The sequence below is a fragment of the Bacillus halotolerans genome, assembly GCF_004006435.1.
GTDB lineage: Bacteria > Bacillota > Bacilli > Bacillales > Bacillaceae > Bacillus > Bacillus halotolerans.
This window is the reverse complement of sequence record NZ_CP029364.1, coordinates 3794059-3814789: the sequence shown is the minus strand read 5'-3', so window position 1 is coordinate 3814789 and position 20731 is coordinate 3794059. Positions and strand designations below refer to the sequence as shown.

Annotated in this window: 26 protein-coding genes and 1 pseudogene; 4 read left to right on the top strand and 23 right to left on the bottom strand. The window is 44.4% G+C overall.

The genetic code is table 11. The features are described 5' to 3' along the window. Positions 1-96: 96 nt before the first annotated feature. From sigF to ansA, 15 genes are all read right to left on the bottom strand, one after another. A complete protein-coding gene (gene sigF, locus DIC78_RS19730) occupies positions 97-864 on the bottom strand; it encodes an RNA polymerase sporulation sigma factor SigF (protein ID WP_024121925.1) in 768 nt (255 codons plus the stop codon). 11 nt (positions 865-875) lie between these two features. Continuing rightward, positions 876-1316, bottom strand: coding sequence for an anti-sigma F factor (gene spoIIAB, locus DIC78_RS19725; protein WP_010334803.1), 441 nt, complete (start codon positions 1314-1316; stop codon positions 876-878). Continuing rightward, the gene (gene spoIIAA, locus DIC78_RS19720; RefSeq protein ID WP_010334804.1) at positions 1313-1666 is read right to left on the bottom strand and encodes an anti-sigma F factor antagonist; all 354 of its coding nucleotides are present in this window, start codon (positions 1664-1666) and stop codon (positions 1313-1315) included. The genes spoIIAB and spoIIAA overlap by 4 nt, the downstream gene beginning before the upstream one ends. Positions 1667-1761: 95 nt before the next feature. Then, positions 1762-2931 (bottom strand): D-alanyl-D-alanine carboxypeptidase family protein, encoded by a 1170-nt coding sequence (locus DIC78_RS19715; RefSeq protein ID WP_127696805.1) that lies wholly within the window; start codon positions 2929-2931, stop codon positions 1762-1764. Positions 2932-3088: 157 nt separating this feature from the next. Continuing rightward, positions 3089-3904 (bottom strand): purine nucleoside phosphorylase I, inosine and guanosine-specific, encoded by an 816-nt coding sequence (locus DIC78_RS19710; protein ID WP_024121928.1) that lies wholly within the window; start codon positions 3902-3904, stop codon positions 3089-3091. Positions 3905-3916: 12 nt separating this feature from the next. Next, positions 3917-5101 carry a phosphopentomutase gene (deoB, locus tag DIC78_RS19705; protein WP_024121929.1) on the bottom strand — a complete coding sequence of 395 codons (1185 nt, stop codon included), beginning with the start codon at positions 5099-5101 and terminating at the stop codon, positions 3917-3919. 161 nt (positions 5102-5262) lie between these two features. Next, positions 5263-6153 carry a site-specific tyrosine recombinase XerD gene (xerD, locus tag DIC78_RS19700; protein WP_095713215.1) on the bottom strand — a complete coding sequence of 297 codons (891 nt, stop codon included), beginning with the start codon at positions 6151-6153 and terminating at the stop codon, positions 5263-5265. Positions 6154-6160: 7 nt separating this feature from the next. Further along, positions 6161-6388 carry a YqzK family protein gene (locus DIC78_RS19695; protein ID WP_010334808.1) on the bottom strand — a complete coding sequence of 76 codons (228 nt, stop codon included), beginning with the start codon at positions 6386-6388 and terminating at the stop codon, positions 6161-6163. Positions 6389-6512: 124 nt separating this feature from the next. After that, positions 6513-6962, bottom strand: coding sequence for a ferric iron uptake transcriptional regulator (gene fur / locus DIC78_RS19690; protein ID WP_024121932.1), 450 nt, complete (start codon positions 6960-6962; stop codon positions 6513-6515). Between the two features lie 112 nt (positions 6963-7074). Then, entirely contained in the window at positions 7075-7719 is a 645-nt protein-coding gene (gene spoIIM / locus DIC78_RS19685; protein ID WP_127696804.1) for a stage II sporulation protein M, read from the bottom strand. Positions 7720-7816: 97 nt separating this feature from the next. Next, positions 7817-8038, bottom strand: a complete 222-nt coding sequence (locus tag DIC78_RS19680; RefSeq protein ID WP_059336651.1) for a hypothetical protein — start codon at positions 8036-8038, stop codon at positions 7817-7819. Between the two features lie 114 nt (positions 8039-8152). Further along, positions 8153-9475 carry an NAD-dependent malic enzyme gene (locus DIC78_RS19675; protein WP_095713217.1) on the bottom strand — a complete coding sequence of 441 codons (1323 nt, stop codon included), beginning with the start codon at positions 9473-9475 and terminating at the stop codon, positions 8153-8155. 15 nt (positions 9476-9490) lie between these two features. Then, positions 9491-10897, bottom strand: coding sequence for a malate-H+/Na+-lactate antiporter MleN (gene mleN / locus DIC78_RS19670; protein ID WP_024121936.1), 1407 nt, complete (start codon positions 10895-10897; stop codon positions 9491-9493). A 140-nt stretch (positions 10898-11037) separates the two neighbouring features. Next, complete coding sequence (gene aspA, locus DIC78_RS19665; protein ID WP_010334814.1) at positions 11038-12465, bottom strand: aspartate ammonia-lyase; 1428 nt, start codon at positions 12463-12465, stop codon at positions 11038-11040. Between the two features lie 45 nt (positions 12466-12510). After that, the gene (gene ansA, locus DIC78_RS19660; protein WP_024121938.1) at positions 12511-13500 is read right to left on the bottom strand and encodes an asparaginase; all 990 of its coding nucleotides are present in this window, start codon (positions 13498-13500) and stop codon (positions 12511-12513) included. Positions 13501-13682: 182 nt separating this feature from the next. On the opposite strand from ansA, the gene DIC78_RS19655 reads away from it, so the two are divergent. Continuing rightward, positions 13683-14033, top strand: a complete 351-nt coding sequence (locus DIC78_RS19655; protein WP_024121939.1) for a helix-turn-helix domain-containing protein — start codon at positions 13683-13685, stop codon at positions 14031-14033. A 7-nt stretch (positions 14034-14040) separates the two neighbouring features. On the opposite strand, the gene DIC78_RS19650 is transcribed toward DIC78_RS19655, so the two are convergent. Together DIC78_RS19650 and nudF are read right to left on the bottom strand one after the other, a co-directional pair. Then, the gene (locus tag DIC78_RS19650) at positions 14041-15204 is read right to left on the bottom strand and encodes a TIGR00375 family protein (protein WP_127696803.1); all 1164 of its coding nucleotides are present in this window, start codon (positions 15202-15204) and stop codon (positions 14041-14043) included. 2 nt (positions 15205-15206) lie between these two features. Then, a complete protein-coding gene (gene nudF / locus DIC78_RS19645) occupies positions 15207-15758 on the bottom strand; it encodes an ADP-ribose pyrophosphatase (RefSeq protein ID WP_044154761.1) in 552 nt (183 codons plus the stop codon). A gap of 73 nt (positions 15759-15831) precedes the next feature. Between nudF and mciZ the strand changes: the two genes are divergently transcribed. Together mciZ and DIC78_RS19635 are read left to right on the top strand one after the other, a co-directional pair. Further along, a complete protein-coding gene (gene mciZ / locus DIC78_RS19640) occupies positions 15832-15954 on the top strand; it encodes a Z-ring formation inhibitor MciZ (protein WP_010334819.1) in 123 nt (40 codons plus the stop codon). A 62-nt stretch (positions 15955-16016) separates the two neighbouring features. Next, positions 16017-16937 carry an aldo/keto reductase gene (locus tag DIC78_RS19635; RefSeq protein WP_106020055.1) on the top strand — a complete coding sequence of 307 codons (921 nt, stop codon included), beginning with the start codon at positions 16017-16019 and terminating at the stop codon, positions 16935-16937. Between the two features lie 29 nt (positions 16938-16966). On the opposite strand, the gene DIC78_RS19630 is transcribed toward DIC78_RS19635, so the two are convergent. Beyond that, positions 16967-17191, bottom strand: a complete 225-nt coding sequence (locus tag DIC78_RS19630; protein ID WP_101860570.1) for a YqkE family protein — start codon at positions 17189-17191, stop codon at positions 16967-16969. A gap of 170 nt (positions 17192-17361) precedes the next feature. Between DIC78_RS19630 and DIC78_RS19625 the strand changes: the two genes are divergently transcribed. After that, positions 17362-18267 (top strand): alpha/beta hydrolase, encoded by a 906-nt coding sequence (locus DIC78_RS19625; protein WP_127696802.1) that lies wholly within the window; start codon positions 17362-17364, stop codon positions 18265-18267. A 36-nt stretch (positions 18268-18303) separates the two neighbouring features. Here the strand turns inward: DIC78_RS19625 and DIC78_RS19620 are convergent, their stop codons facing one another. From DIC78_RS19620 to DIC78_RS19600, 5 genes and pseudogenes are all read right to left on the bottom strand, one after another. Next, positions 18304-18543, bottom strand: coding sequence for a DUF2552 family protein (locus DIC78_RS19620; protein WP_024121944.1), 240 nt, complete (start codon positions 18541-18543; stop codon positions 18304-18306). A gap of 13 nt (positions 18544-18556) precedes the next feature. Then, positions 18557-18880 carry an iron-sulfur cluster biosynthesis family protein gene (locus DIC78_RS19615; protein ID WP_024121945.1) on the bottom strand — a complete coding sequence of 108 codons (324 nt, stop codon included), beginning with the start codon at positions 18878-18880 and terminating at the stop codon, positions 18557-18559. Next, positions 18877-19908: a bifunctional GNAT family N-acetyltransferase/GrpB family protein gene (locus DIC78_RS19610; protein WP_106020057.1), complete on the bottom strand. Its 1032-nt coding sequence runs from the start codon at positions 19906-19908 to the stop codon at positions 18877-18879. Before DIC78_RS19610 ends, DIC78_RS19615 begins: the two co-directional genes overlap by 4 nt. Then, a pseudogene (locus tag DIC78_RS19605) lies at positions 19886-20243 on the bottom strand (antibiotic biosynthesis monooxygenase family protein). Before DIC78_RS19605 ends, DIC78_RS19610 begins: the two are co-directional and overlap by 23 nt. 12 nt (positions 20244-20255) lie before the next feature. After that, complete coding sequence (locus tag DIC78_RS19600; protein ID WP_127696800.1) at positions 20256-20726, bottom strand: GNAT family N-acetyltransferase; 471 nt, start codon at positions 20724-20726, stop codon at positions 20256-20258. Between the last annotated feature and the right edge of the window lie 5 nt (positions 20727-20731).

The following is a 20731-nucleotide window of genomic DNA, read 5'->3' as shown; positions in this document are numbered from 1 at the left end:
GTAGTATGTGGTTCGATTTTGTTCTCATTCATCCGCTTGAAAAGACCATAAATTACCACGCTTTCGCAAAACAAAAAGCCAGCCTGCAGTGACAGACTAGCTTTCCGTATGATCCATTTGAACCTTGATCTGCTTTAATATTTTCTTTTCAAGCCTGGATACCTGCACCTGGGATATCCCCAGCCGCTCAGCAACTTCTGACTGCGTCTGATCTTTATAATACCGAAGATAGACGATTAATTTTTCTCTTTCTTCTAAATCGCTTATGGCTTCTTTCAGCGCAATTTTATCAAACCATTTCTCTTCTGAGTTATCGGCGATTTGGTCAAGCAGGGTAATCGGATCTCCGTCATTTTCATAAACTGTCTCATGAATCGAAGACGGGGCTCTTACTGCCTCTTGGGCAAGCACGACATCCTCAGCTTCAATTTCCAAGTGTTCGGCGATTTCCTGTACGGTCGGCACCCTGCCCAGTGTTTTTGAAAGTTCATCTTTCGCTCGGCGGATTTTGTTGCCAAGCTCTTTTAATGATCTTGACACCTTGACAGTTCCGTCATCACGGATAAAACGCTGGATTTCGCCGATAATCATCGGCACTGCATATGTCGAGAAGCGCACATCATAGGTTAAATCAAATTTATCAACAGATTTTAACAGCCCGATGCAGCCAATCTGAAAGAGGTCATCAGGCTCATATCCTCTGTTTAAAAACCGCTGTACGACAGACCAAACAAGACGCATGTTTTTTTCTATGAGGAGGTCTCTTGCCTGCTGGTCGCCATCTTGGCTCTGTTTGATTAATTCCTTTACTTCATGGTCCTTCAGCTGAGCGTTCTTACCGTTTTTCTTAACCTCCACATCCATAACAAATCTCCTTAATTACAAAGCGCTTTGCTTTTTGATAAGTGCTTTGTTAAGCGAATCGTCGTTCCCATTTCGGGTGATGAATCGATACTGACATCATCCATGAAATTTTCCATAATGGTAAAGCCCATTCCAGAACGCTCCAGTTCAGGCTTTGTTGTGAATAAAGGCTGCCGGGCTTCTTCCAGATCTGTAATGCCGAGCCCTTCATCACGGATGGTCATATATACGACATGATCTTCCAGCGTCACCGAGATATATACTTTTCCATCGCCATTTTCTTCATAACCATGGATGATGGCATTCGTCACCGCTTCTGATACCACAGTTTTGATCTCGGTGAGTTCATCCATGGTCGGGTCAAGCTGTGCAATAAATGAAGCAACTGTCACACGCGCAAACGATTCATTTTGGCTGAGGGCGGAAAATTCAAGGTGCATTTCATTTTTCATGATGCCACCCCCAGTGTGAGCAGTGCCTGCTGCTCAGATTGTTCAAAGCGAATAATTTTAAACAGGCCAGACATATCAAACAGCCGTTTCACTGCCGGAGAGATGGCGCAAACGACCATTTCCCCGCCAATTTGCTTAATTTGTTTGTATCTGCCTAAAATAACGCCAAGCCCCGAGCTGTCCATAAAGGAAAGGTCCTCCAGATTCAGCACGATATGACGAATATCATCCTTTTCCAATGATTCCGTTACTTTTTGTTTCAGCGTTTCAGCCGTATGGTGATCGAGTTCGCCTGTTAATCGAATACAAAGCACTGATTCTTTGACATGCATGTCAATTCCAAGGCTCATGCTCATTCCTCCTTGATATGATCGGATAATGAGTGTTTCGATTTCGCAGGAATGAATTCCTTCACCGTGACAAAACTAGTGATCATTCGGCATAATTACTTAAATTTTGTCCAATCTCCCATTGCCCTCTTTAAAAACGTTAAATATCCGGCTTTTTCCATATCATCTTTGGCGACGACAGGACTTTCAGCAAGCACTTTTCCGTCCTTTTTCAGCACCAGCGTGCCAAGCTCTTGGCCCTTTTGAACCGGAGCGCTTACATTGTTGTTCATTTTAATTTCTTTTTTCACATGTTTCATATCCTCGCCTTTTTTCGTCAATACAGAAATCGGCTCAGAAGTGGTGAGTTCTATCACTTTTTGTTTGCCTTTTTTGACCTTTGCTTTTGCTACCGTTTCATTTCGTTTGTATAAAGGATGTGTCTCATATTGGCTGAAAGCATAATCAAGCATCTTTGTGACTTGCGCATTTCTTTCCTTAGGTGTGCTTGCCCCGAACACAACGGCAATCGCCCGCATGTTCCCTTTTTTAGCCGAAGCGGTCAGGCAGTATTTCGCTTCTCCTGTATAGCCTGTTTTGACGCCGTCTACACCGGGATAAAATTTGATAAGCCTATTTGTATTCACTAACCAAAACTTTTTATCTGTGTTTTCACGTAAATAATCCTCATACGTACCTGTAAACTTGGTGATTGATTCATATTTCAATAATTCCTTAGCCATAATTGCCATGTCATAAGCCGAGCTGTAATGCCCTTCCTCAGTCAAGCCAGTCGGGTTTTTAAAGGATGTATCTTTTAATCCCAGCTCTTTCGCTTTTTTGTTCATTTTTTTCACAAATTCATCCTCGGAGCCTGAAATAAATTCAGCCATCGCTACGGATGCGTCATTTCCTGATGCAATCGCAATGCCCTTCAGCATTTCTGTAACTGTCATTTCCTCCCCGGGCTCAAGGAAAATCTGTGATCCGCCCATTGAAGCAGCATGTTCGCTCGTACGGACCTTATCACTCATCTTGATTTTTCCTTCGTCTAAGGCTTCCATGATTAAAAGCATCGTCATGATTTTTGTCATGCTTGCAGGCGCCAGTCTCTCACTGCTGTTCTTGTTGTAAAGCACTTTTCCAGTATCACGTTCAATCAGCACCGCAGACTTGGCTTCATGAGCAAGCTCCGATGTATGTTTTCCGTCTTGTTTTGCAAATGCGGACGGTGCAAATGTAAGCAGCATCATACCAATCAACAAAGTGGATAAAAGACGTTTCATCTCAAAAGCCCTCCATTTCATAATCCTTTTTATTTTTTCCAAGCTGAATGGTTTTATACACCACTGTTGGAAAATGTTTCAGGACTTTTTCGACATAAAAAAAGACAGCTGTTTCGATTAGAAACAGCTGTCTTCTTATTTTTTCTGAATTCCATTTTTATTCGTACTTAGCAACTACCGCTTTCACAAGCTGCAAGAATCCGGCTTTCACCTTTTCTGTCACTTCCATGACCTCATCGTGAGATAAAGGCTGATCCAAAATTCCGGCTGCTGCGTTCGAAATGCAGGAAATGCCGAGTACGCGGAGACCCGCATGGTTTGCCACAATCACTTCCGGTACGGTAGACATGCCGACTGCATCAGAACCCATTGTTCTTAAAAAGCGCACTTCCGCCGGTGTTTCGTAGGAAGGACCTGTCACAGCGGTATACACACCTTTTTGAATTGGAATGTTAAGGTCTTTCGCCATTTTTTCAGCCAGGCTGGATAGATCTTTATCATAGGCTGAAGACATATCAGGAAATCTGGCGCCGAAATCTGCTTCGTTTGGCCCGATTAATGGGTTTGTCCCCATAAAGTTAATGTGATCTGTAATGATCATTAAGTCTCCCGCACGGAATTCAGTGTTTACGCCCCCTGCCGCATTTGTCACGATCAAAGCCTCGACTCCGAGCGCTTTCATGACGCGAACAGGAAAAGTGACTTTTTCCATTGAATAGCCTTCATAGAAATGAAAGCGGCCCTGCATGGCGATGACGGTAACTCCCTCAAGTGTGCCAAGCACAAGCTGTCCGGCGTGTCCCTCAACCGTTGATACCGGGAATTCCGGGATATCCTCATATTTCAGCTTAACAGGATTTTCGATTTCATCAGCCAAAATACCAAGACCTGAGCCTAAAATAAGGCCGATCTTTGGTGATTCAGGCAAGTTTTGTTGAATAAAAGCGGCTGCGCGTTCGATTCTGTCTTTCAAGAAACAATCCCCCTATTGTAATAAAGATAAAAAGCTTTTACCGTATTTCGGTTTTTTTGTTTGGAAGTTATCGGCGATGGTTGCGCCGATATCGGCAAATGTATCTGCGAGCGGCAGCATTTGCGCTTTCTCATGTTTTTTGCTGTATGCAAGAATCGGCACATACTCACGTGTATGGTCTGTTCCGTGATGAATCGGATCATTGCCGTGATCGGCTGTAATGATTAACAGATCATCTTCTTTCATTTGTTCGAATACTTCCGGAAGACGAGCATCAAATTCTTCAAGCGCGCGTCCGTAGCCTTCTGGATCACGGCGATGGCCGTATAAGGCGTCAAAATCAACAAGGTTTGCAAAGCTCAGACCCGTAAAGTCTTCTCCGAGCGTGTCAACCACCTTGTCCATTCCATCCATATTGGATACCGTTCTGCGGGAAGACGTAATTCCTTCTCCATCATAAATATCAGAAATTTTTCCGATTGAAATGACATCTAAGCCACTGTCTTTCAATTCATTCATCACAGTGCGGTCAAACGGCTTAAGCGCATAGTCGTGGCGGTTTGGTGTCCGTTTGAAATGTCCCGGCTCGCCGACGAACGGCCGTGCGATAATACGGCCTACCATATATTTCGGATCAAGCGTCAGCTCTCTCGCCGTTTCACAAATGCGGTACAGTTCTTCAAGCGGAACAACTTCTTCGTGAGCGGCAATTTGCAGAACAGAGTCAGCTGAAGTGTACACAATTAAAGCGCCTGTCTCCATATGCTCTTTGCCGAGTTCATCCAAAATAGCTGTGCCAGAAGCCGGCTTGTTTCCAATAATTTTGCGGCCCGATCTTTTCTCAAGCTCCTGAAGCAGTTCATCAGGAAAGCCTTCAGGGAACACTTTAAACGGTTTATCAATGTATAAGCCCATGATCTCCCAATGGCCTGTCATTGTATCTTTGCCGTTTGACGCTTCTTGCATTTTTCCAAAGTACGCGAGCGGCTGTTCTGTTTTTTCAACGCCCTTGATATCACCAATAAGGCCAAGGCCGAGTTTTGCCATATTCGGCATATGTAATCCGTTCATGTGCTCGGCAATATGCCCGAGCGTATTGGCGCCTACGTCATTAAAGTCGGCGGCATCAGGCGCTTCGCCAATTCCGACTGAATCCATTACGATTAAAAACACGCGATTATATTTGTATGCAGGCATCATAAAAGCCTCCTTTTTTTCTATACGTCTATTGTATCGCCTAGAGGTCTGACAACTCAAGTATAAACCGTTTTCATTCCTGTTGACAATGCATTTGAAAATAATGAGAAACTTCATTATTTTCTGTCTGGCCTAAAGAAAAAAGCCGCAGCCTGCTGCGGCTAGGCACGCGGATGGTACTGCTTGTACACATCCTTCAGCCTTGTTTTCGTCACATGCGTATAGATTTGCGTCGTAGATATATCCGCATGGCCGAGCATTTCCTGCACCGCTCTTAAATCAGCCCCGTTTTCAAGCAGATGCGTTGCAAAGGAATGCCTGAGTGTATGCGGGGTGAGCTCTTTTTTGATTCCGGCTTCGAGCGCGATTTTCTTCAGATTTTTCCAAAACCCCTGGCGGCTGATCTGCTTGCCGTGATGATTTAAAAAGAGTGCGTCAGACACTTTGTTCTTCAGCAGTTTCCCCCTGGCTTTCATCATATATTCTTCAATAGCAGAAGCAGCGGTTTCACCGATCGGCACAATCCGCTCTTTCCTTCCTTTTCCGAAGCAGCGGACAAATCCCATTGACAAATGGACATCTGTCGTTTTCAATTCAATCATTTCACTGACTCGGATACCTGTGGCATAGAGCAGCTCCAGCATCGCCTTATCCCGATAGCCAAAAGGACTCGTAAGCTTAGGCGTGTCCAACAGCCGCTCAACCTCGTTCAGCGCCAGCACCTTCGGAAGCGTCCGTTCTGTTTTTTGTGTTTCGATATGTACGGAAGGGTCTTTGTCCGTCACCTTTTCCCTAAGCAGAAATTGATGAAAAGAGCGAATCGATGCCAAATGCCGCGCTGATGTCTTTCCGGATTTCCCCGAGTCCTTCAAGTGCTTCAAATATTGGATAATATGTATACGGGTCACATCGTTCCAATTGTTGATATGAAGGGTTTCTGTTAAGTAAAGAGAATAGCTTTTCAAGTCACGCTCATAGGAGACCACCGTATTTTGAGAAAGCCCTCTCTCTACCATGACATAGTGGATGAAATCCTTTATTTGATCTTTCACTCTAGATCTACTCCCCATTTTGGTAAAAAAAGATTAACCGGTCAAACCATCCGCCTTTTTCTTCCGCATCCATTTCAACAACTTTTACGGCAGAGCCTTCCGGTTTATCGTACCGATGATAGTTTTCATACTCTTGATTTACCCATATCATAGCATAATAGAAGAGAGCGGTAAAACCTGTGAACAGAATAAAAACCTTCAATGTATCAACAGCCGTTTTCAGGAATCTTCCCATGTCCCAATCGATCCTTTCTCTATGGTTCCAGTTATTTAAACCATATGCCAAATCAGAAAGGAATTATACGTCGAAACAGCAAAAAACCCTTTCCTCAAGAGAAAAGGTTCGAGCCCGGCATCGTCTATTCAGTTTCTTTTCCGTTACAGCGGTGGCAAATGCCGTGAAACGTCAATCTATGATCTTTGATCTTAAATTTCCAATCACGTTCAATGACTTCTTCTACGTCTTCAAGCAAATCTTCTTCAATTTCATCAACGGCTCCGCACTCCATGCACACCAAGTGGTGATGAAAGTGAGCTGCCCCCTCCTTACGAAGATCGTAACGGGACACGCCGTCTCCAAAGTTAATTTTATCAACGACTTTTAATTCAGTTAGTAATTCAAGCGTACGGTATACTGTTGCGAGACCGATCTCAGGAGATTTCTCTTTTACGAGGAGGTATACATCTTCTGCGCTTAAATGGTCTTCTTCATTTTCAAGCAGCACTCTTACTGTCGCTTCACGCTGAGGCGTAAGTTTGTAGCTGGATGAGTGCAGCTGTTTCTTAATTCGATCAATACGGTTTTCCATGTCTTTCCCTCCTACGCCGCATTCCATGACTCATTATAACAAAATAAGCGCGGAGTTCCAACTATAATTATTATAAACTGATAAATAAAATGATTTTCTTTTAATAATATTTTTAAAAAAGTCGCGATGTCAGCTTTTCCATCAAAACAGGCGACATGTATGCTTCAAAGAGAGACGAGATCAGCGCTAAAAATAAAATGATCAGGAGAACAACAGCATATCGCCCGAACCACTGGATCGGCGCATCATGCAGACTTCGTTTGACGAACAGCTGCCTGATCAGCTTTAAAGAAAATGCAATCGCACACGTGCCCATAATGAGGTAAGCCGGAATAAGCAGCACATTTTGCGGCAAAACCGAGACAAAGGATAAGAAAAAACCGCTGATTCCCATCTGGTTGACGAGAAATCCCACAGTAAATCCGACAACAATTCCTTTTAGAAAGATCATAATGAAAATGATCGGCATACCAATCACAGAAATGCCTAAAATCCACATCAGCCCTAAATACTTTACATTATGAAAAATGCTTTGCCAAAACATATCGGATGAGCTGGCCTGCTTTCCGTCTGATAGCTGTCCGAAAAATTGGCTTAAATAATAATATAAATCTTCTTTCTGACTGATCGTCATGCTGTTGACAATAATAGCGCCAAAAATCACACCCATGAAAAACAGGACAGACACAAATATATAAAGAGAGAGATGAGCCTTTACATGCCCGAGAAACATGTCCTTATAAGAAATTTTCCGCATATCGTTTCCTCCCGCCCGCTCTATTGATTTGATTTAATAGATTGTATGAAAGAAACGAAAAAACATGCTCTTTTTCAAAAAGAAACGATAGAGATTGCTAGGCGGCTGTTTCGGGCATAAAAAAATCCCTATCATCAAAGGCATTATGATCATAAGGATTTTTGTGTTTATGCTTTCTTTTATTCAATATGTCTTTTTTGCTTTTTGTCATTCTTTCATGGGTGCTGAAGGATGGAGAACTGCCTCTTGATAATAAGGCGTCCCGTCCGCTGTTTCTAAGCAGATGCTCCCGTTTTCTTTTCGCTCGGCTTTTTGCCATGCTGATCACTCCCTGTTTCATTTTGATTCATGATAGCAAATGGAACATGTTATTAAAATGTTTTGAATCTGTCTGAAAAAAACAGCACCTGTCGTGCCAGGTGCTGTTTTCATTTTAATGTTTGACTGCTGTAAGAGCTGCGCGTTCAACGGCGGCTGTCACTTCGTGATGGACCTTTGAATCCAGCGGCTGCGGAACCACATCGCCTGGCTTTGTGCAGGCTGCAATGGCCTCTGCTGCCGCCACAAGCATATCGTGATTGATCTCCTTGCTTTTGGCATTCAGTGCTCCTCTGAATATACCCGGGAAGCCAAGCACATTATTCACAGACCGCCCGTCAGCCGCATACGCTGCGCCGGCCTGCAAAGCAGCCTCAGGCTCAATTTCCGGCTTCGGATTGGATAATGCCAATATGACCTGACCAGATCGTACGAATTCAGGTTTAATTAAACCAGGAACTCCTGTTGTGGCAATGACAATATCACATGTTCCCATTAACTCTTCGATGCTGTCAGCTGTCTGTCCGCCGTATTGCTCAAGACGACTCATCGCCGCCTCTGATTTGTCTGTACCGCATACAGCTTTGACGCCGTAAGCCATAAACATCCGGCAGATGGCTACGCCCGCTGCGCCGAGGCCGATCTGCCCCACTTTTGCTTCTTTCAAGTCAACGCCCGCGCTTTCACATGCCGAAATGGCAGCTGCCAGCGTGACGACAGCTGTCCCATGCTGATCATCGTGCATGACAGGGATATTGAGCTCCTCTTTTAGGCGATCTTCAATTTCGAAGCAATGCGGTGACCCGATATCCTCAAGCAGGATGCCGTTAAATCCTGGTGAAATATGTTTTACCGTATTGATAATTTCTTCAGGATCACTTGTATCCAGCAAAATCGGGATACCGCTGATCCCTGCCAGCTGATCAAACAGCGCTGCCTTTCCTTCCATAACAGGCATTCCCGCCACAGAGCCGATGTTACCAAGGCCGAGAATCGCTGTTCCATCGGTTACAATTGCGACCGAGTTGCTGATTGTTGTGTAGATATCAGCCTTCTGAGGTTCTTTCTCGATCAGTCTGCAGACGTCTGCTACACCTGGGGTATAGACACGCCCGAGCTCTGCCAGCGAACGGATTGGCATTTTGCTTTTCATTTGGATTTTTCCGCCTTCATGAGCAGACAGGACTTCATCAGATACCGTGTGAAGCCTGATCCCTTCGCCAAGAGCCTGAACAGCCATGATCACTTCCTGAAGCTGTTCTTCATTTTCCACTTGTACAGTAATATTGCGCATCGTGTAATTGGGTCCGACTTTTACCGTCTCCACATCACCAATGTCTCCGCCCAGAAGGCCGATTGCTGTAGCCACTCTTCCGAGATTTCCGGGAACCGAAGGCGTTTCTATCATCAGTGTCCGAATCATGTGTTTCGCTATCATTCAGTGATCCTCCCCTTAGCCTAGTTTTTCAGCTTGAGCTGTATCGTTTTTCGTATACCATATACATTTTCCTGTATAACCATAGATAATGGCAAGACCTATTGCGACAAAACTGAGCCACATAAATGGCAGATAAGAGAAGGTAGAAACTCCTAAAATCCCGGCCATGTAAATGCCGTTATCAGACCAAGGGACCATACCTGAAGTCAAAGTTCCCCCGACCTCTGAATTACGGGATAGAACTCTTCTGTCCAGATGCAAACGGTCATAGCTGTCTTCCATAATCTTCGGTGTCAAAATAAGAGATACATACATGGCACACCCGAAGATGTTCGCCAAAAATGCTACAATCAGCGTAGATAATGTCACATTGCCTGCTGATGTTAATTTCTTTTCAAAAGTAGAGACAATCACTTTTAATACACCGAGTTTTTCAAGCAATCCGCCAAAGCCGAGACCAAAGATAATCACGACGAGAGAGTCAAGCATACCGACGATGCCTCCGCGGTTTAAGAGGCCGTTTAAAAACTCAACATCTGTTTTAATAGAGAATCCGTTGTACGCAGTTGCAATCGCATCGGCGATATTCATGCCTTGGAAAATAGCAGCCCAAGCAGCACCAAGCAATGCACCAATTACGATAACCGGCATAGAGGGCTTTTTCATCGCTAATAAGACGATTACGACAACAGCCGGAATCAGCATCCAAATATGAATGTCAAATGTATTCTGCAATGAAGATTTCAAAAATTCAACTTTGTCGAGATCAATATTTTTCCCGCCGTACATAAATCCAACAGCTGTAAAGAGAATAGCCGTAATCACATATGCTGGTATTGATAAATAAAGCATCGCTCTGACGTGAGCCAATACATCCACTTTTGATAATGAAGAAGCCAGGACTGTGCTGTCAGACAGAGGAGACAGCTTGTCCCCGAAGTAAGCTCCGGAAAGAATGGCTCCAGCTACAAGAGGAAGCGGGATTCCGAGGCCTTCACCAATTGCGATCATGGCGATGCCGGCTGTTCCTACTGTTCCCCATGACGTTCCTGTTGCCACAGACATAATAGAACAAATAATTAATGTTGCGAGTAAAAAGATACTAGGATGAATAAATTCTAATCCATAATAAATCAAGGTCGGCACGACGCCTCCGGCAATCCATGTTCCAATGAGCGCTCCGACTGAAACGAGAATCAGAACAGCTTCAAGACCATTAGATATCCCATGAACAATCGCGTTTTGCAGATCTTTATATGAATAACCCAGTCTGATTCCGAGAATCATTGCAATAAACCAAGAAACAAAAAGCGCTAGCTGTATTGGCAAGTCTAAAAAGACTGTAAACGACAGAACAAGTGCTAAAAATGCTCCTAGTACGATAATAATTTCAAATAGTGTTGGCAATCTTACATCCTTCAAAAGAAGTCCCCCTTAATGAAAAAGCTAAAACGCTTTCAATAAATAGTGCAACACGTATACTATACTTCCTCATCCCTATGCTTGTAAACAGCTTATTCACCGGCTATCCAGAGGTGAATAAGCTGTATTTTGTTTAAATTTTATTTTTCTAATAGCTCTTTTCCAGCAATCCCTGGCTTTGTCATCTCGTATGGATTTAAAATGATATCCAATTCTTCTTCTGTCAGCACATCATGCTGAAGGCAAAGATCACGGACGGATTGGCCTGTCATAATCGCTTCCCTGGCGATTCGGGCAGCCGCTTCATAACCAAGATGCGGATTCACAGCGGTAATAACGCCAGCGCTTTTTTCTACGTATTGTTTCAAGCGTTTTTCATTAGCTTCGATGCCTTTTAAGCAATAGTCAGTGAAGGAACGGAAACCATTGTTCATAATGCTGATTGATTGCAGCAGATTAAAGACGAGCACTGGCTCCATAACGTTTAACTCAAGCTGACCTGCTTCTGAAGCTAGGCAGATGGTATTATCGTTTCCAATCACCTGGAACGCAATTTGGTTAATGAGCTCCGCCATAACCGGATTGACTTTACCCGGCATGATGGAAGATCCCGGCTGGCGGGCAGGCAGAGAAATCTCCGCAAGTCCGGCGCGTGGTCCCGATGCCATTAAACGAAGGTCGTTTGCGATCTTCGACATGTTCATCATGCAGACTTTTAATGATGCAGAAACTTCTGTGTAAGCATCTGTATTTTGCGTTGCATCGACAAGATGGTCAGCGCCGACAAGAGGCAGTCCGCTAATATCAGCAAGGTGTTTAACGACTTGTTTGATATATTCCGGATCGGCGTTCAGGCCAGTGCCGACTGCAGTAGCGCCCATGTTGACTTCATACAGGTGCTGCCGGGATTGTTTAATGCGTTTAATATCACGCTCAAGAACACGGCTGTATGCTTCAAATTCCTGGCCGAGACGAATCGGAACAGCGTCTTGGAGGTGAGTCCGTCCCATTTTAATGACAGAATCAAATTCCTGCGCTTTTTGTTTAAACACACCATGCATGTCTTCCATCGTCTTAAGCAGTTTTTCCAGCAGATTCAGTGTGGAAATATGAATGGCTGTCGGAAATACATCGTTTGTTGACTGAGACATATTAACGTGTGTGTTAGGGCTTAAGTGGATGTATTCTCCCTTTTTATGACCCATGATTTCGAGCGCGCGGTTTCCGATGACCTCGTTCGCATTCATGTTCATGGATGTACCAGCGCCGCCTTGAATCGGATCGACGATAAACTGGTCGTGCCACTTGCCTTCCAGAATCTCGTCTGCGGCTTGTACGATAGCTTGGCCAATTCCTTCATACAGCCGTTTTACATCCATGTTTGCAAGAGCGGCAGCTTTTTTTACAATCGCCAGCGCGTTAATCATTTCTTCATGGATTTTATATCCCGTAATCGGAAAGTTTTCTGAAGCACGCAGCGTTTGGATGCCGTAATAGACATCTGCTTCAATTTGTTTTTCTCCAAGGAAATCTTTTTCCACGCGGTATTCTTTTTGGCCGTTTAACATAATCTTTAACCTACTTTCTCTATAATGGTTATAGTTTTAGCTTTTTTACAGGACAACGTCATCGGCAATCGGTGTTTCCATAATTCTTTTTACGACCGGCAGATCTGAGGATTGGCCGAGTGCCCACATTAATTTAGGAACGATTGCTTCAGTGTTCATGTTTCTAGAGCGGATAATCAAGTCCTGATTGACTCTGCGGCCGACTTCGTAAATACTCATATCTTCGCCTTCTTCCAAGCATTGAGTCGTAATGACGACAACGATGCCGCTTTCAATCAGCTCATTTACTTTGGACAAAATGTCTCTGCCTTCAAACGGAACGCCTCCGCTGCCATAACTTTCGATGACAATTCCTTTGTACATGCTTTTCAGAGCGTCCAGCATTTCCGGCTTTAAGCCCGGATGCAGCTTAAGCAGACAAACATCTGTGCATAGTGACGTGTCAACCGTGAAGGAGTCGTTCTCAGGTTCCGTTACTTGTTTGTTGTATTCAATCCCGTCTTCTGTAATAAAAGCGATATATGGATAATTGATGCTTTCAAACGCGTCATAGCTTTTCGTTCTTAACTTGATCGCACGTGTTCCTTGAATGACTCTGCCGTCAAACACAACATAAACCCCACCTACGCCTTCACAGGCAAAGCGAATGGCATCTGTAATATTTTTTTTGGCGTCTGTCTTTTGAAAGGTAATCGGAATTTGCGAGCCTGTAATCACAATCGGCTTTTTAGCATGCTGCAGCATATAAGATAATGCGGCAGATGTATAGGCCATTGTATCTGTACCATGGGTAATAACAAACCCGTCATAGGCATCATAATTTTCCTTAACGGCTTCCGCTATCTCTACCCAGTATTCAGGCTGCATATTGGTGCTGTCTATATTCATAAGCGATTGGGTTTCCATCGTGTAATCGTTATCAAGTTTTGATACGTAACTTAACAACTCGTCAGCCTTCACCCCCGGGGCAAGCCCGTTTTCCCCTTCAACTGAAGCGATCGTTCCCCCAGTTGTCAACATCAATAATTTTTTCATACCATACACCTCTTCACTATATCTAAAGATGGGTTTGCGAGAAGGCATTCGCTTTTCGCATACTTTTAATGCAATTATAGACACGGAAAATAAAATACGCAAGACATTATTATTCAATTCGCGTACACTTCCGAATACCTATATGATATAATCAGCTCAAGTTGAAAAAGGAGCGGAAGTCCATGAATTTAGATCGTTTAACTGAATTGAGAAAAAAGAAAAATTGGTCGCTTCAATATACGGCTGACCTCCTGGGCATTGCAAAAAGCACATACGCGGGATACGAGTCCGGCTACCGCCGCCCTTCACTTGAGGCGCTGGCAATGCTGGCAGACCTTTTTGACACAACCTGCGATGACCTCTTAGGCCGCCCAAAGCAAAAGCAGACTGCTCCTCAGACCATTGAATTGACCACGTGGAGCAGCCTTGACATTGATATTGCTGTTGACGGCAAGCCGCTGTCTGAAGACGAAATTATACAGCTGATCACCTTTATCCGGACAAAGAGAAAAGTCCAGGAGGAACTGAGTTAATTTTCACTCACGACTTAACTTTCCCGTAGGTTCCTCCTCCTCCGGCTTTCAGTTCAAGCTTTCCTGACCTCGCTTTCACAATAAGAGCGGCGGTTTTCGGCGGAACAACCCGCGCCAGATCCTCCTCTGAAGTCTCATGGAGAACAGCCATTTCTGTGCCAAAGGCAGTCTTCAGCTTGTCAAGGGTTTTCGGTCCGACACCCGGAACAAATTGCAGCGGTATCTGATGGACATATCTAGGACGTGTTATGCCTTTTCCAGACTGATCACTCAGTTCGCGCAGTCTCTGGCTGACACCCTTTGTCAATCTGGCACTTCCGCATTCCGCGCACGCCGTTGCCCCGCTCACTGTACGCTCCCCGCATACTTCACAAGCCGTTTGATAATACTTCCCCAACAGCGGATCTAATCCGTAATTTGCAGTAATTTTCCTGTTGTCCTTCCCCTTTAATGCAAGAGCAAACTCAGAAAAATCAGCTGACTGCACATATATTTCATTATATTCTCTGCCAATCTTCCCTAAGGAATGCGCATCAGAATTTGTTAAAAATGAATATTTATTTAATTCGGAAACCCGTGAAGCCATAGGTGTGTCACAGCTTAAACCAAGCTCGACCGCATCTATCATAGAAGAATCAAAAACTTCAGTTAAACTTGACTTAACCCCTTTTCCGTACAAGCTTTTGTGGGGCGTGAAAATATGGGCGGGGATAAACAATCCGCCCATTTCCTTTACTTTTTTTTGAAGGTTCAAGCCTGTTTCGTATATCCGCTGCGAGCTTAAGTGAATATTTTTCATCCGCGCTGAAAGCCAGACTGAAAATTGTTTCATATCAGCGAGTGTCGGCATAAAAGCGAGCACATGAATCGGCCCGCTGCAGGCTTCATCGTAAATCTCCAGCTCGCTTCCCAATAAAAGAGTTGTGCTGCGATAACGGATTCCGCCGCCCTCAAGCTCGTGATACCTGCCTGAAGCAATGCCTTCCTCAAGCTCTATTATGACTTCCGGGGAATGGCAGTCAATAATCCCGAGAAGTTCAATCCCTTTATATTCACTGGCCTCAACCAAAATCCGGTCCAGCGTCAGGGTTTTTGCACCTGTTATTTTGACAGCCCTTCCTGTATAGGTCCGGCCGATATGAATGTGTAAATCCGCGTAAATCTTTTTCATTTTTATGCTTGCAGCGCTTCTTTCAGCTGAAGATATTGAATCGCATAGGCTGTTTTTGCGTCATATACCTCACGCGACTCAACCAGCTTCAGTGCGTCTTCAAGCGTCACCTCCATCACTTCAACAAACTCGTCCTCATCAAGCTCCCGTTTTTCTTCAAGCACAGACAGCTCTTCCGCAAGAAAAACGTGGACAATTTCATCGGCAAAACCGGGCGATGTATAGAATGCTGTGATTTTAGTCAGCTTTTTCGCTGTGTATCCTGTTTCTTCTTCCAGCTCCCGAAGCGCCGTATACTCCGGCTCTTCTCCTTTTTCCAGCTTTCCGGCCGGTATTTCAACGATCGTCCGCTCCAGCGGCTTCCGGAATTGTTTCACCATTATGATTTTCCCTTCGTCTGTGACAGCCAGCACCGCTACCGCACCCGGGTGTTTTACAATTTCGCGTTTACTCGTTTTTCCGTTTGGGAGCTCGACGTCCTCTACATAAAGATCAATAACTTTACCCGAAAAAATCTGTTCTTTAGCAATTGTTTTTTCTTCTAAGTGTTTCATTTCTTCATCTCCCGTTCTGTCTCTATATCATGCCCCATACATTTTATCATACTAGAGAAAAGGGGGCTTCTTTATGAAAGTGTACCGTATGCAAAAGGGCGTCGTTTTAGTGGGAAAAGCGTGGGAGGTGCGGGCGAAGCTCAAGGAATACGGGCGCACATTCCGGTATGTGAAAGATTGGATTTCCGAGCCGTAAAAGTTGAAAACTCCGCTCCTTTATATTACGGTCATTACAAAGCCTAAAAAAGGAGTGTGCACATGAAAAAGCGCAAACTAGGTTCATCTGATATAGAAATAAGCGAAGTCGGACTTGGCTGTATGTCCCTTGGAACCGAAAAAAATAAAGCGCTGTCGATCCTTGATGAAGCCATTGAGCTTGGCATCAACTATCTGGACACAGCTGATTTGTATGACCGCGGCCGCAATGAAGAAATCGTCGGCGAAGCGATTCAAAACAGACGCCAGGATATCATTTTGGCCACAAAAGCCGGAAACCGCTGGAGTGACGAAAGTGAAGGCTGGTATTGGGACCCTTCAAAAGCTTACATAAAAGAAGCTGTGAAAAAGAGCTTGTCACGTCTGAAAACGGATTATATCGACCTGTATCAGCTTCACGGCGGCACAATAGAAGACAACATTGACGAAACGATTGAAGCATTTGAAGAATTAAAACAAGAAGGTGTCATTCGTTATTATGGAATTTCTTCTATTCGCCCGAACGTCATTAAAGAATATGTGAAAAAGTCAAACATCGTCAGCATTATGATGCAATTCAGCCTGTTTGACAGACGGCCGGAGGAATGGCTCCCTCTTTTAGAGGAACATCAGATCAGTGTCGTAGCCAGAGGACCTGTCGCTAAAGGGCTGTTGACTGAGAAACCGCTTGAACAATCGGCTGACAGTATCAAACAAAACGGGTACTTATCCTATTCGTTCGAGACACTGACAAATGCCCGCAAAGCGATGGAGAATGTCGCGCCAGATCTGTCTATGACAGAAAAGTCGCTGCAGTATCTGTTAGCACAGCCTGCTGTCGCCTCAGTGATTACAGGCGCCAGTAAGATTGAGCAGTTACGGGAAAACGTTCATGCTGCAAACGCACGGCGTTTAAGTGAAGAGGAAATCAAAGCGCTCCAATCTCATACGAAACAAGACGTTTACGAAGCGCACCGTTCATAAAGAAAACCAGCACCTGACCGGGTGCTGGTTTATTTGTATTGATGCCAATCGAGCTGGCTTTCATCGAGGAGCTGTTCAAAGCTTTTGTTTTTTTCGATCTCCTTTTTCTTTCTGATCTGTTCCGCTTTTTCTCTTTTCTGTCTCTCCTGATCCTCTTCCTTCAATTGGCTTTTCATCTGCATCAGCTTTTCTTTTATATCGGATTGAAGATCGTCTTTTAACTGGTGTTTGTCAGCGGATTTTTGTTTTTTCATGCTCGCTTCCCCCGTGTTTTGTTTTGAAGCCAGTTTATCATGGAGATTCAGGCTGAACAAGCAGACTCTCTTCGGAAAAACGCTGTCATATTTTTCTGCCGGCTCAGCAGCGTTTAGGTATAATGGTTTTAGAAGGTTATCCATAATAGAGTTGAAAGGTGCTGTGTCTTTTGAAAAGATTCCTTTTAGCCGTCGGCGCTGTCTTGGCAGCTGTAGCTGCTATCGGTATTTGCTTCACAAATATCATTATGTTTATAAAGAAAAAAACCGACGAAGAGATTATGAAAAGAGAAACAGATGACGGGCATGATGTATTTGAATCGTTTGAACGCATGGAGAAAACGGCTTTTGTGATTCCATCGGCTTACGGATATGATATAAAAGGCTACTATGCTGCACCGCACGATACATCAAATACAATGATCATCTGCCACGGTGTGACCGTGAATGTATTGAATTCTCTCAAATATATGGATTTATTTCTTGATCTCGGCTGGAATGTACTGATTTACGATCATCGCCGGCACGGACAGAGCGGCGGAAAGACTACAAGCTATGGTTTTTATGAAAAGGATGATTTAAACGAGGTCGTCAAATGGGTGAAAGAAAAAAACGGTAACCTCGGATTGGTCGGAATTCATGGTGAATCAATGGGAGCAGTGACTGCTCTGCTGTATGCAGGCGCACATCCTGACGATGGCGCTGATTTTTATATTGCCGATTGTCCGTTTGCAAGCTTCGAGGAACAGCTTGCGTATCGTCTGAAAGCGGAATACCGGCTGCCTTCCTGGCCGATTCTTCCCATTGCCGACTCCTTTTTGCGGTTCAGGGACGGCTACCGAGCACGCGATGTATCTCCGCTTGCCGTCATCGAAACGATCGAAAAGCCGGTCCTCTTTATTCACAGCAGGCACGATGATTATATTCCTGTTTCTGCAACCGAGCGGCTTTATAAAAAAAAGCCCGGTCCAAAGGAACTCTATATTGCTGAAGCTGGAGAACACGCCATGTCGTATACAAAAAATCGGGACACGTATCGAAAAACCGTGCAAGCCTTTTTAGACAAAATAACGTAAAAAGCGAAAGGCCCCTTTCGGCCTTTCGCTTTTCCATCATAAAACGTCGGTGATGCCATCCATATTTTCACTGATCCATTCAATCGCAAGGTCTATCGTAGTAAACTCCTGCGCTTCAAATGTCATTTCATCCTGCAAAAGCCAAACATCCTTCTCGACGGATTGCGCTCCTCCGATTGACCAATGCAGCAGGGTGTAGGGATGGTTTTTGTTCAGAAAGGATACCCACGTTTTATTCTGTGCTGTATTCTTAATTGACTTCAGCTTTTGTTCCACGTTTCGTGTCTCCCTACTTTACTAATATGCTCATTCTTGGACTGAGCATTTGAGCCGGACTTTTCAGCGCCAGCGTTTTGGCTTTTTCATTGTAATCGATTGTCATTTGATCGTCAAAAAACACTTTTTGCGACGACTGGATATATAGCGGAATGCCGTTCGTTTCCAGCTGCTCACACTGTCCCGCTAATTCCTCTGTCACCCAGATGGTCGGTACACCGCTTACTGCGCAGCCGCATCCTTCAGCGTCATAACGGAGCTGTGCCTTTTTTCCCGGGTTGGCGTCAAGCGCCTGCTGCAGTGCCTGTTTTGCTGCATCTGTCACATGAATGTTCATAAGGTGAAACCCCCGTTTTTTTCATTTTCGCTATTGTAGCACACCACGCGTCCGTTCGCATTGTTTCTGCCTTTTTTCCACCGCTTCGCTTTTTCTTCTGCAGCTTTGATCCAATCGGTTTTTCCCTGTATGTACGGCTTGATATTGTCCGGGTACTGGGCCGCCAGCTGTTTTTTGAGCGCGGCGTATTCATTCGCTATTTCCGGATGAGCTGTGAGATAATCTCTGAACACCAAATGCCTTTCAATAGCAGGATGCCCTCCCTCATAAATATGGACATGATGGGTATGCTTATTTCCGCCCTTTTGAAAATAGCGTCTGCCAATAATGCCGTTTTCTCCTTTCGGCATATAGCCGAGCTCCGCCATTTTCGAATCATATTGGTTCACGGCCGCGATATCCTTTACTGCAATCAGGATATCAATGACCGGCTTTGCCGCCATATTTGGTATCGATGTGCTTCCGACATGATGCACGTCAATGATCTCCGGGCCGAGCACAAGCTTCAGACGATCTTTTTCCTCACTGAACAGCCTTACCCATTCTTCATTGTAGTGAACGACTTCAACCTTTCTTTTCGGATAGAGATGAAAGACTGACAGAAAAAGCCCCTCTGACGCTTTGACGGTTTTCGTCTTTACAAATCCTGCCTGCGTATACAGGGACACGGCCGGGCTGTTTTTCTCGGCTGTTACTACCTCGATTTTCTCAGCGTCTTCGTTCTGATCAATAACAAATTGCACGAGTGCTCGTCCGATGCCTTTTCTGAAACCGTCTGGATGCACAACAAGCCTGCAAATAGTCAGCTCATGCATAAACTTCTCGTATGAAATGACACCGAGCAGTTTCCCGTCTTCCCGGTATCCCGCAAATCGCTCCTGTGAGGCTCTGATATCCTCGGCTTTTTCGTGTAAAGCAGGGATTCCGTCAAAACCGATAAGCTCCGCTTCTTTTACATAAGCTGGCTTTTGAACGTCAATAATCTCACGCGATACAGCCTCTTCCTTATGCTGAAGAAATGCAATCATTTGTTTTCTCCTGAAAACAGCCGCTGCTTTTCGACTTTAGCGATGCGGATCGCATACGATTCATACCATACGCTTTTTCCTTTTTCTTTCGCTGCCTGGTGTTCGGTGTGATGCTTCCAATGATTGATTGCGTCCATACTCTCCCAATAGGAAACTGTGATGCCGGTTCCATCCGCTCCGCGAACGCTTTCCACACCTAAAAATCCGGGCTGGCTCGCCGCAAGCGAAACCATCCGCTCTGCTGTTTCTCCATATGCTTCGTCATTTTCACTTTTGACAGAAGAAAAGATAACAGCATAATAAGGAGGCTCAGGTGTTTTTGTTAAAAAATCCATAGCGGTTCCTCCTCATATGTTTTTCACAAAAAGAACCCTGTCTTGGCCCGGTCCATCGTAATTTGCAAATACTGAGATGCCATTCACTGTTTTGCCGCCTTTTTCAATTTCAAAACCCAGTCTTGTATGATACGCGATTGACACCTTATTTACCGGGGACGTCACGCACTTTACCCGGGTGCATCCCCTCTTCTTAACTGCTTCAATAAACACATCGTATAATTGTTTTCCAATTTGCATTTTTCTGAAATCCGGATGCACACCGGAAAAATGGATGTATGCCGTTACAGGATCTGATTGCGATTGAAATCCGATTAAAAATCCAGTCATGCTGTTATGTTCATGTGTGATAAAGCTGGTGTCCTGAAAATGTTCAAAAAATAATCGCGGGAGCTTTTCTTTCAGCTGCCTGCCGCCCCACCATTCATTCATTACAGACGTTACCATTTCATAATCTGAAGACGTGATTGTTCGAATATCCATTACGA

Coding starts and splice junctions, on each gene's coding strand:
- DIC78_RS19650 (WP_127696803.1), bottom strand. CDS start 15,204: ATGAAAAAGATTTACGCGGATTTACACATTCATATCGGCCGGACCTAT.
- ansA (WP_024121938.1), bottom strand. CDS start 13,500: ATGAAAAAATTATTGATGTTGACAACTGGGGGAACGATCGCTTCAGTT.
- DIC78_RS19610 (WP_106020057.1), bottom strand. CDS start 19,908: ATGATTGCATTTCTTCAGCATAAGGAAGAGGCTGTATCGCGTGAGATT.
- DIC78_RS19680 (WP_059336651.1), bottom strand. CDS start 8,038: ATGGCAAAAAGCCGAGCGAAAAGAAAACGGGAGCATCTGCTTAGAAAC.
- DIC78_RS19600 (WP_127696800.1), bottom strand. CDS start 20,726: ATGGATATTCGAACAATCACGTCTTCAGATTATGAAATGGTAACGTCT.
- fur (WP_024121932.1), bottom strand. CDS start 6,962: ATGGAAAACCGTATTGATCGAATTAAGAAACAGCTGCACTCATCCAGC.
- nudF (WP_044154761.1), bottom strand. CDS start 15,758: ATGAAACACTTAGAAGAAAAAACAATTGCTAAAGAACAGATTTTTTCG.
- DIC78_RS19655 (WP_024121939.1), top strand. CDS start 13,683: ATGAATTTAGATCGTTTAACTGAATTGAGAAAAAAGAAAAATTGGTCG.
- mciZ (WP_010334819.1), top strand. CDS start 15,832: ATGAAAGTGTACCGTATGCAAAAGGGCGTCGTTTTAGTGGGAAAAGCG.
- DIC78_RS19635 (WP_106020055.1), top strand. CDS start 16,017: ATGAAAAAGCGCAAACTAGGTTCATCTGATATAGAAATAAGCGAAGTC.
- DIC78_RS19715 (WP_127696805.1), bottom strand. CDS start 2,931: ATGAAACGTCTTTTATCCACTTTGTTGATTGGTATGATGCTGCTTACA.
- spoIIAA (WP_010334804.1), bottom strand. CDS start 1,666: ATGAGCCTTGGAATTGACATGCATGTCAAAGAATCAGTGCTTTGTATT.
- deoB (WP_024121929.1), bottom strand. CDS start 5,101: ATGCCTGCATACAAATATAATCGCGTGTTTTTAATCGTAATGGATTCA.
- sigF (WP_024121925.1), bottom strand. CDS start 864: ATGGATGTGGAGGTTAAGAAAAACGGTAAGAACGCTCAGCTGAAGGAC.
- DIC78_RS19675 (WP_095713217.1), bottom strand. CDS start 9,475: ATGATAGCGAAACACATGATTCGGACACTGATGATAGAAACGCCTTCG.
- aspA (WP_010334814.1), bottom strand. CDS start 12,465: ATGTTAAACGGCCAAAAAGAATACCGCGTGGAAAAAGATTTCCTTGGA.
- DIC78_RS19615 (WP_024121945.1), bottom strand. CDS start 18,880: ATGAACATTCATGTGACAGATGCAGCAAAACAGGCACTGCAGCAGGCG.
- spoIIM (WP_127696804.1), bottom strand. CDS start 7,719: ATGCGGAAAATTTCTTATAAGGACATGTTTCTCGGGCATGTAAAGGCT.
- spoIIAB (WP_010334803.1), bottom strand. CDS start 1,316: ATGAAAAATGAAATGCACCTTGAATTTTCCGCCCTCAGCCAAAATGAA.
- DIC78_RS19695 (WP_010334808.1), bottom strand. CDS start 6,388: ATGGGAAGATTCCTGAAAACGGCTGTTGATACATTGAAGGTTTTTATT.
- DIC78_RS19630 (WP_101860570.1), bottom strand. CDS start 17,191: ATGAAAAAACAAAAATCCGCTGACAAACACCAGTTAAAAGACGATCTT.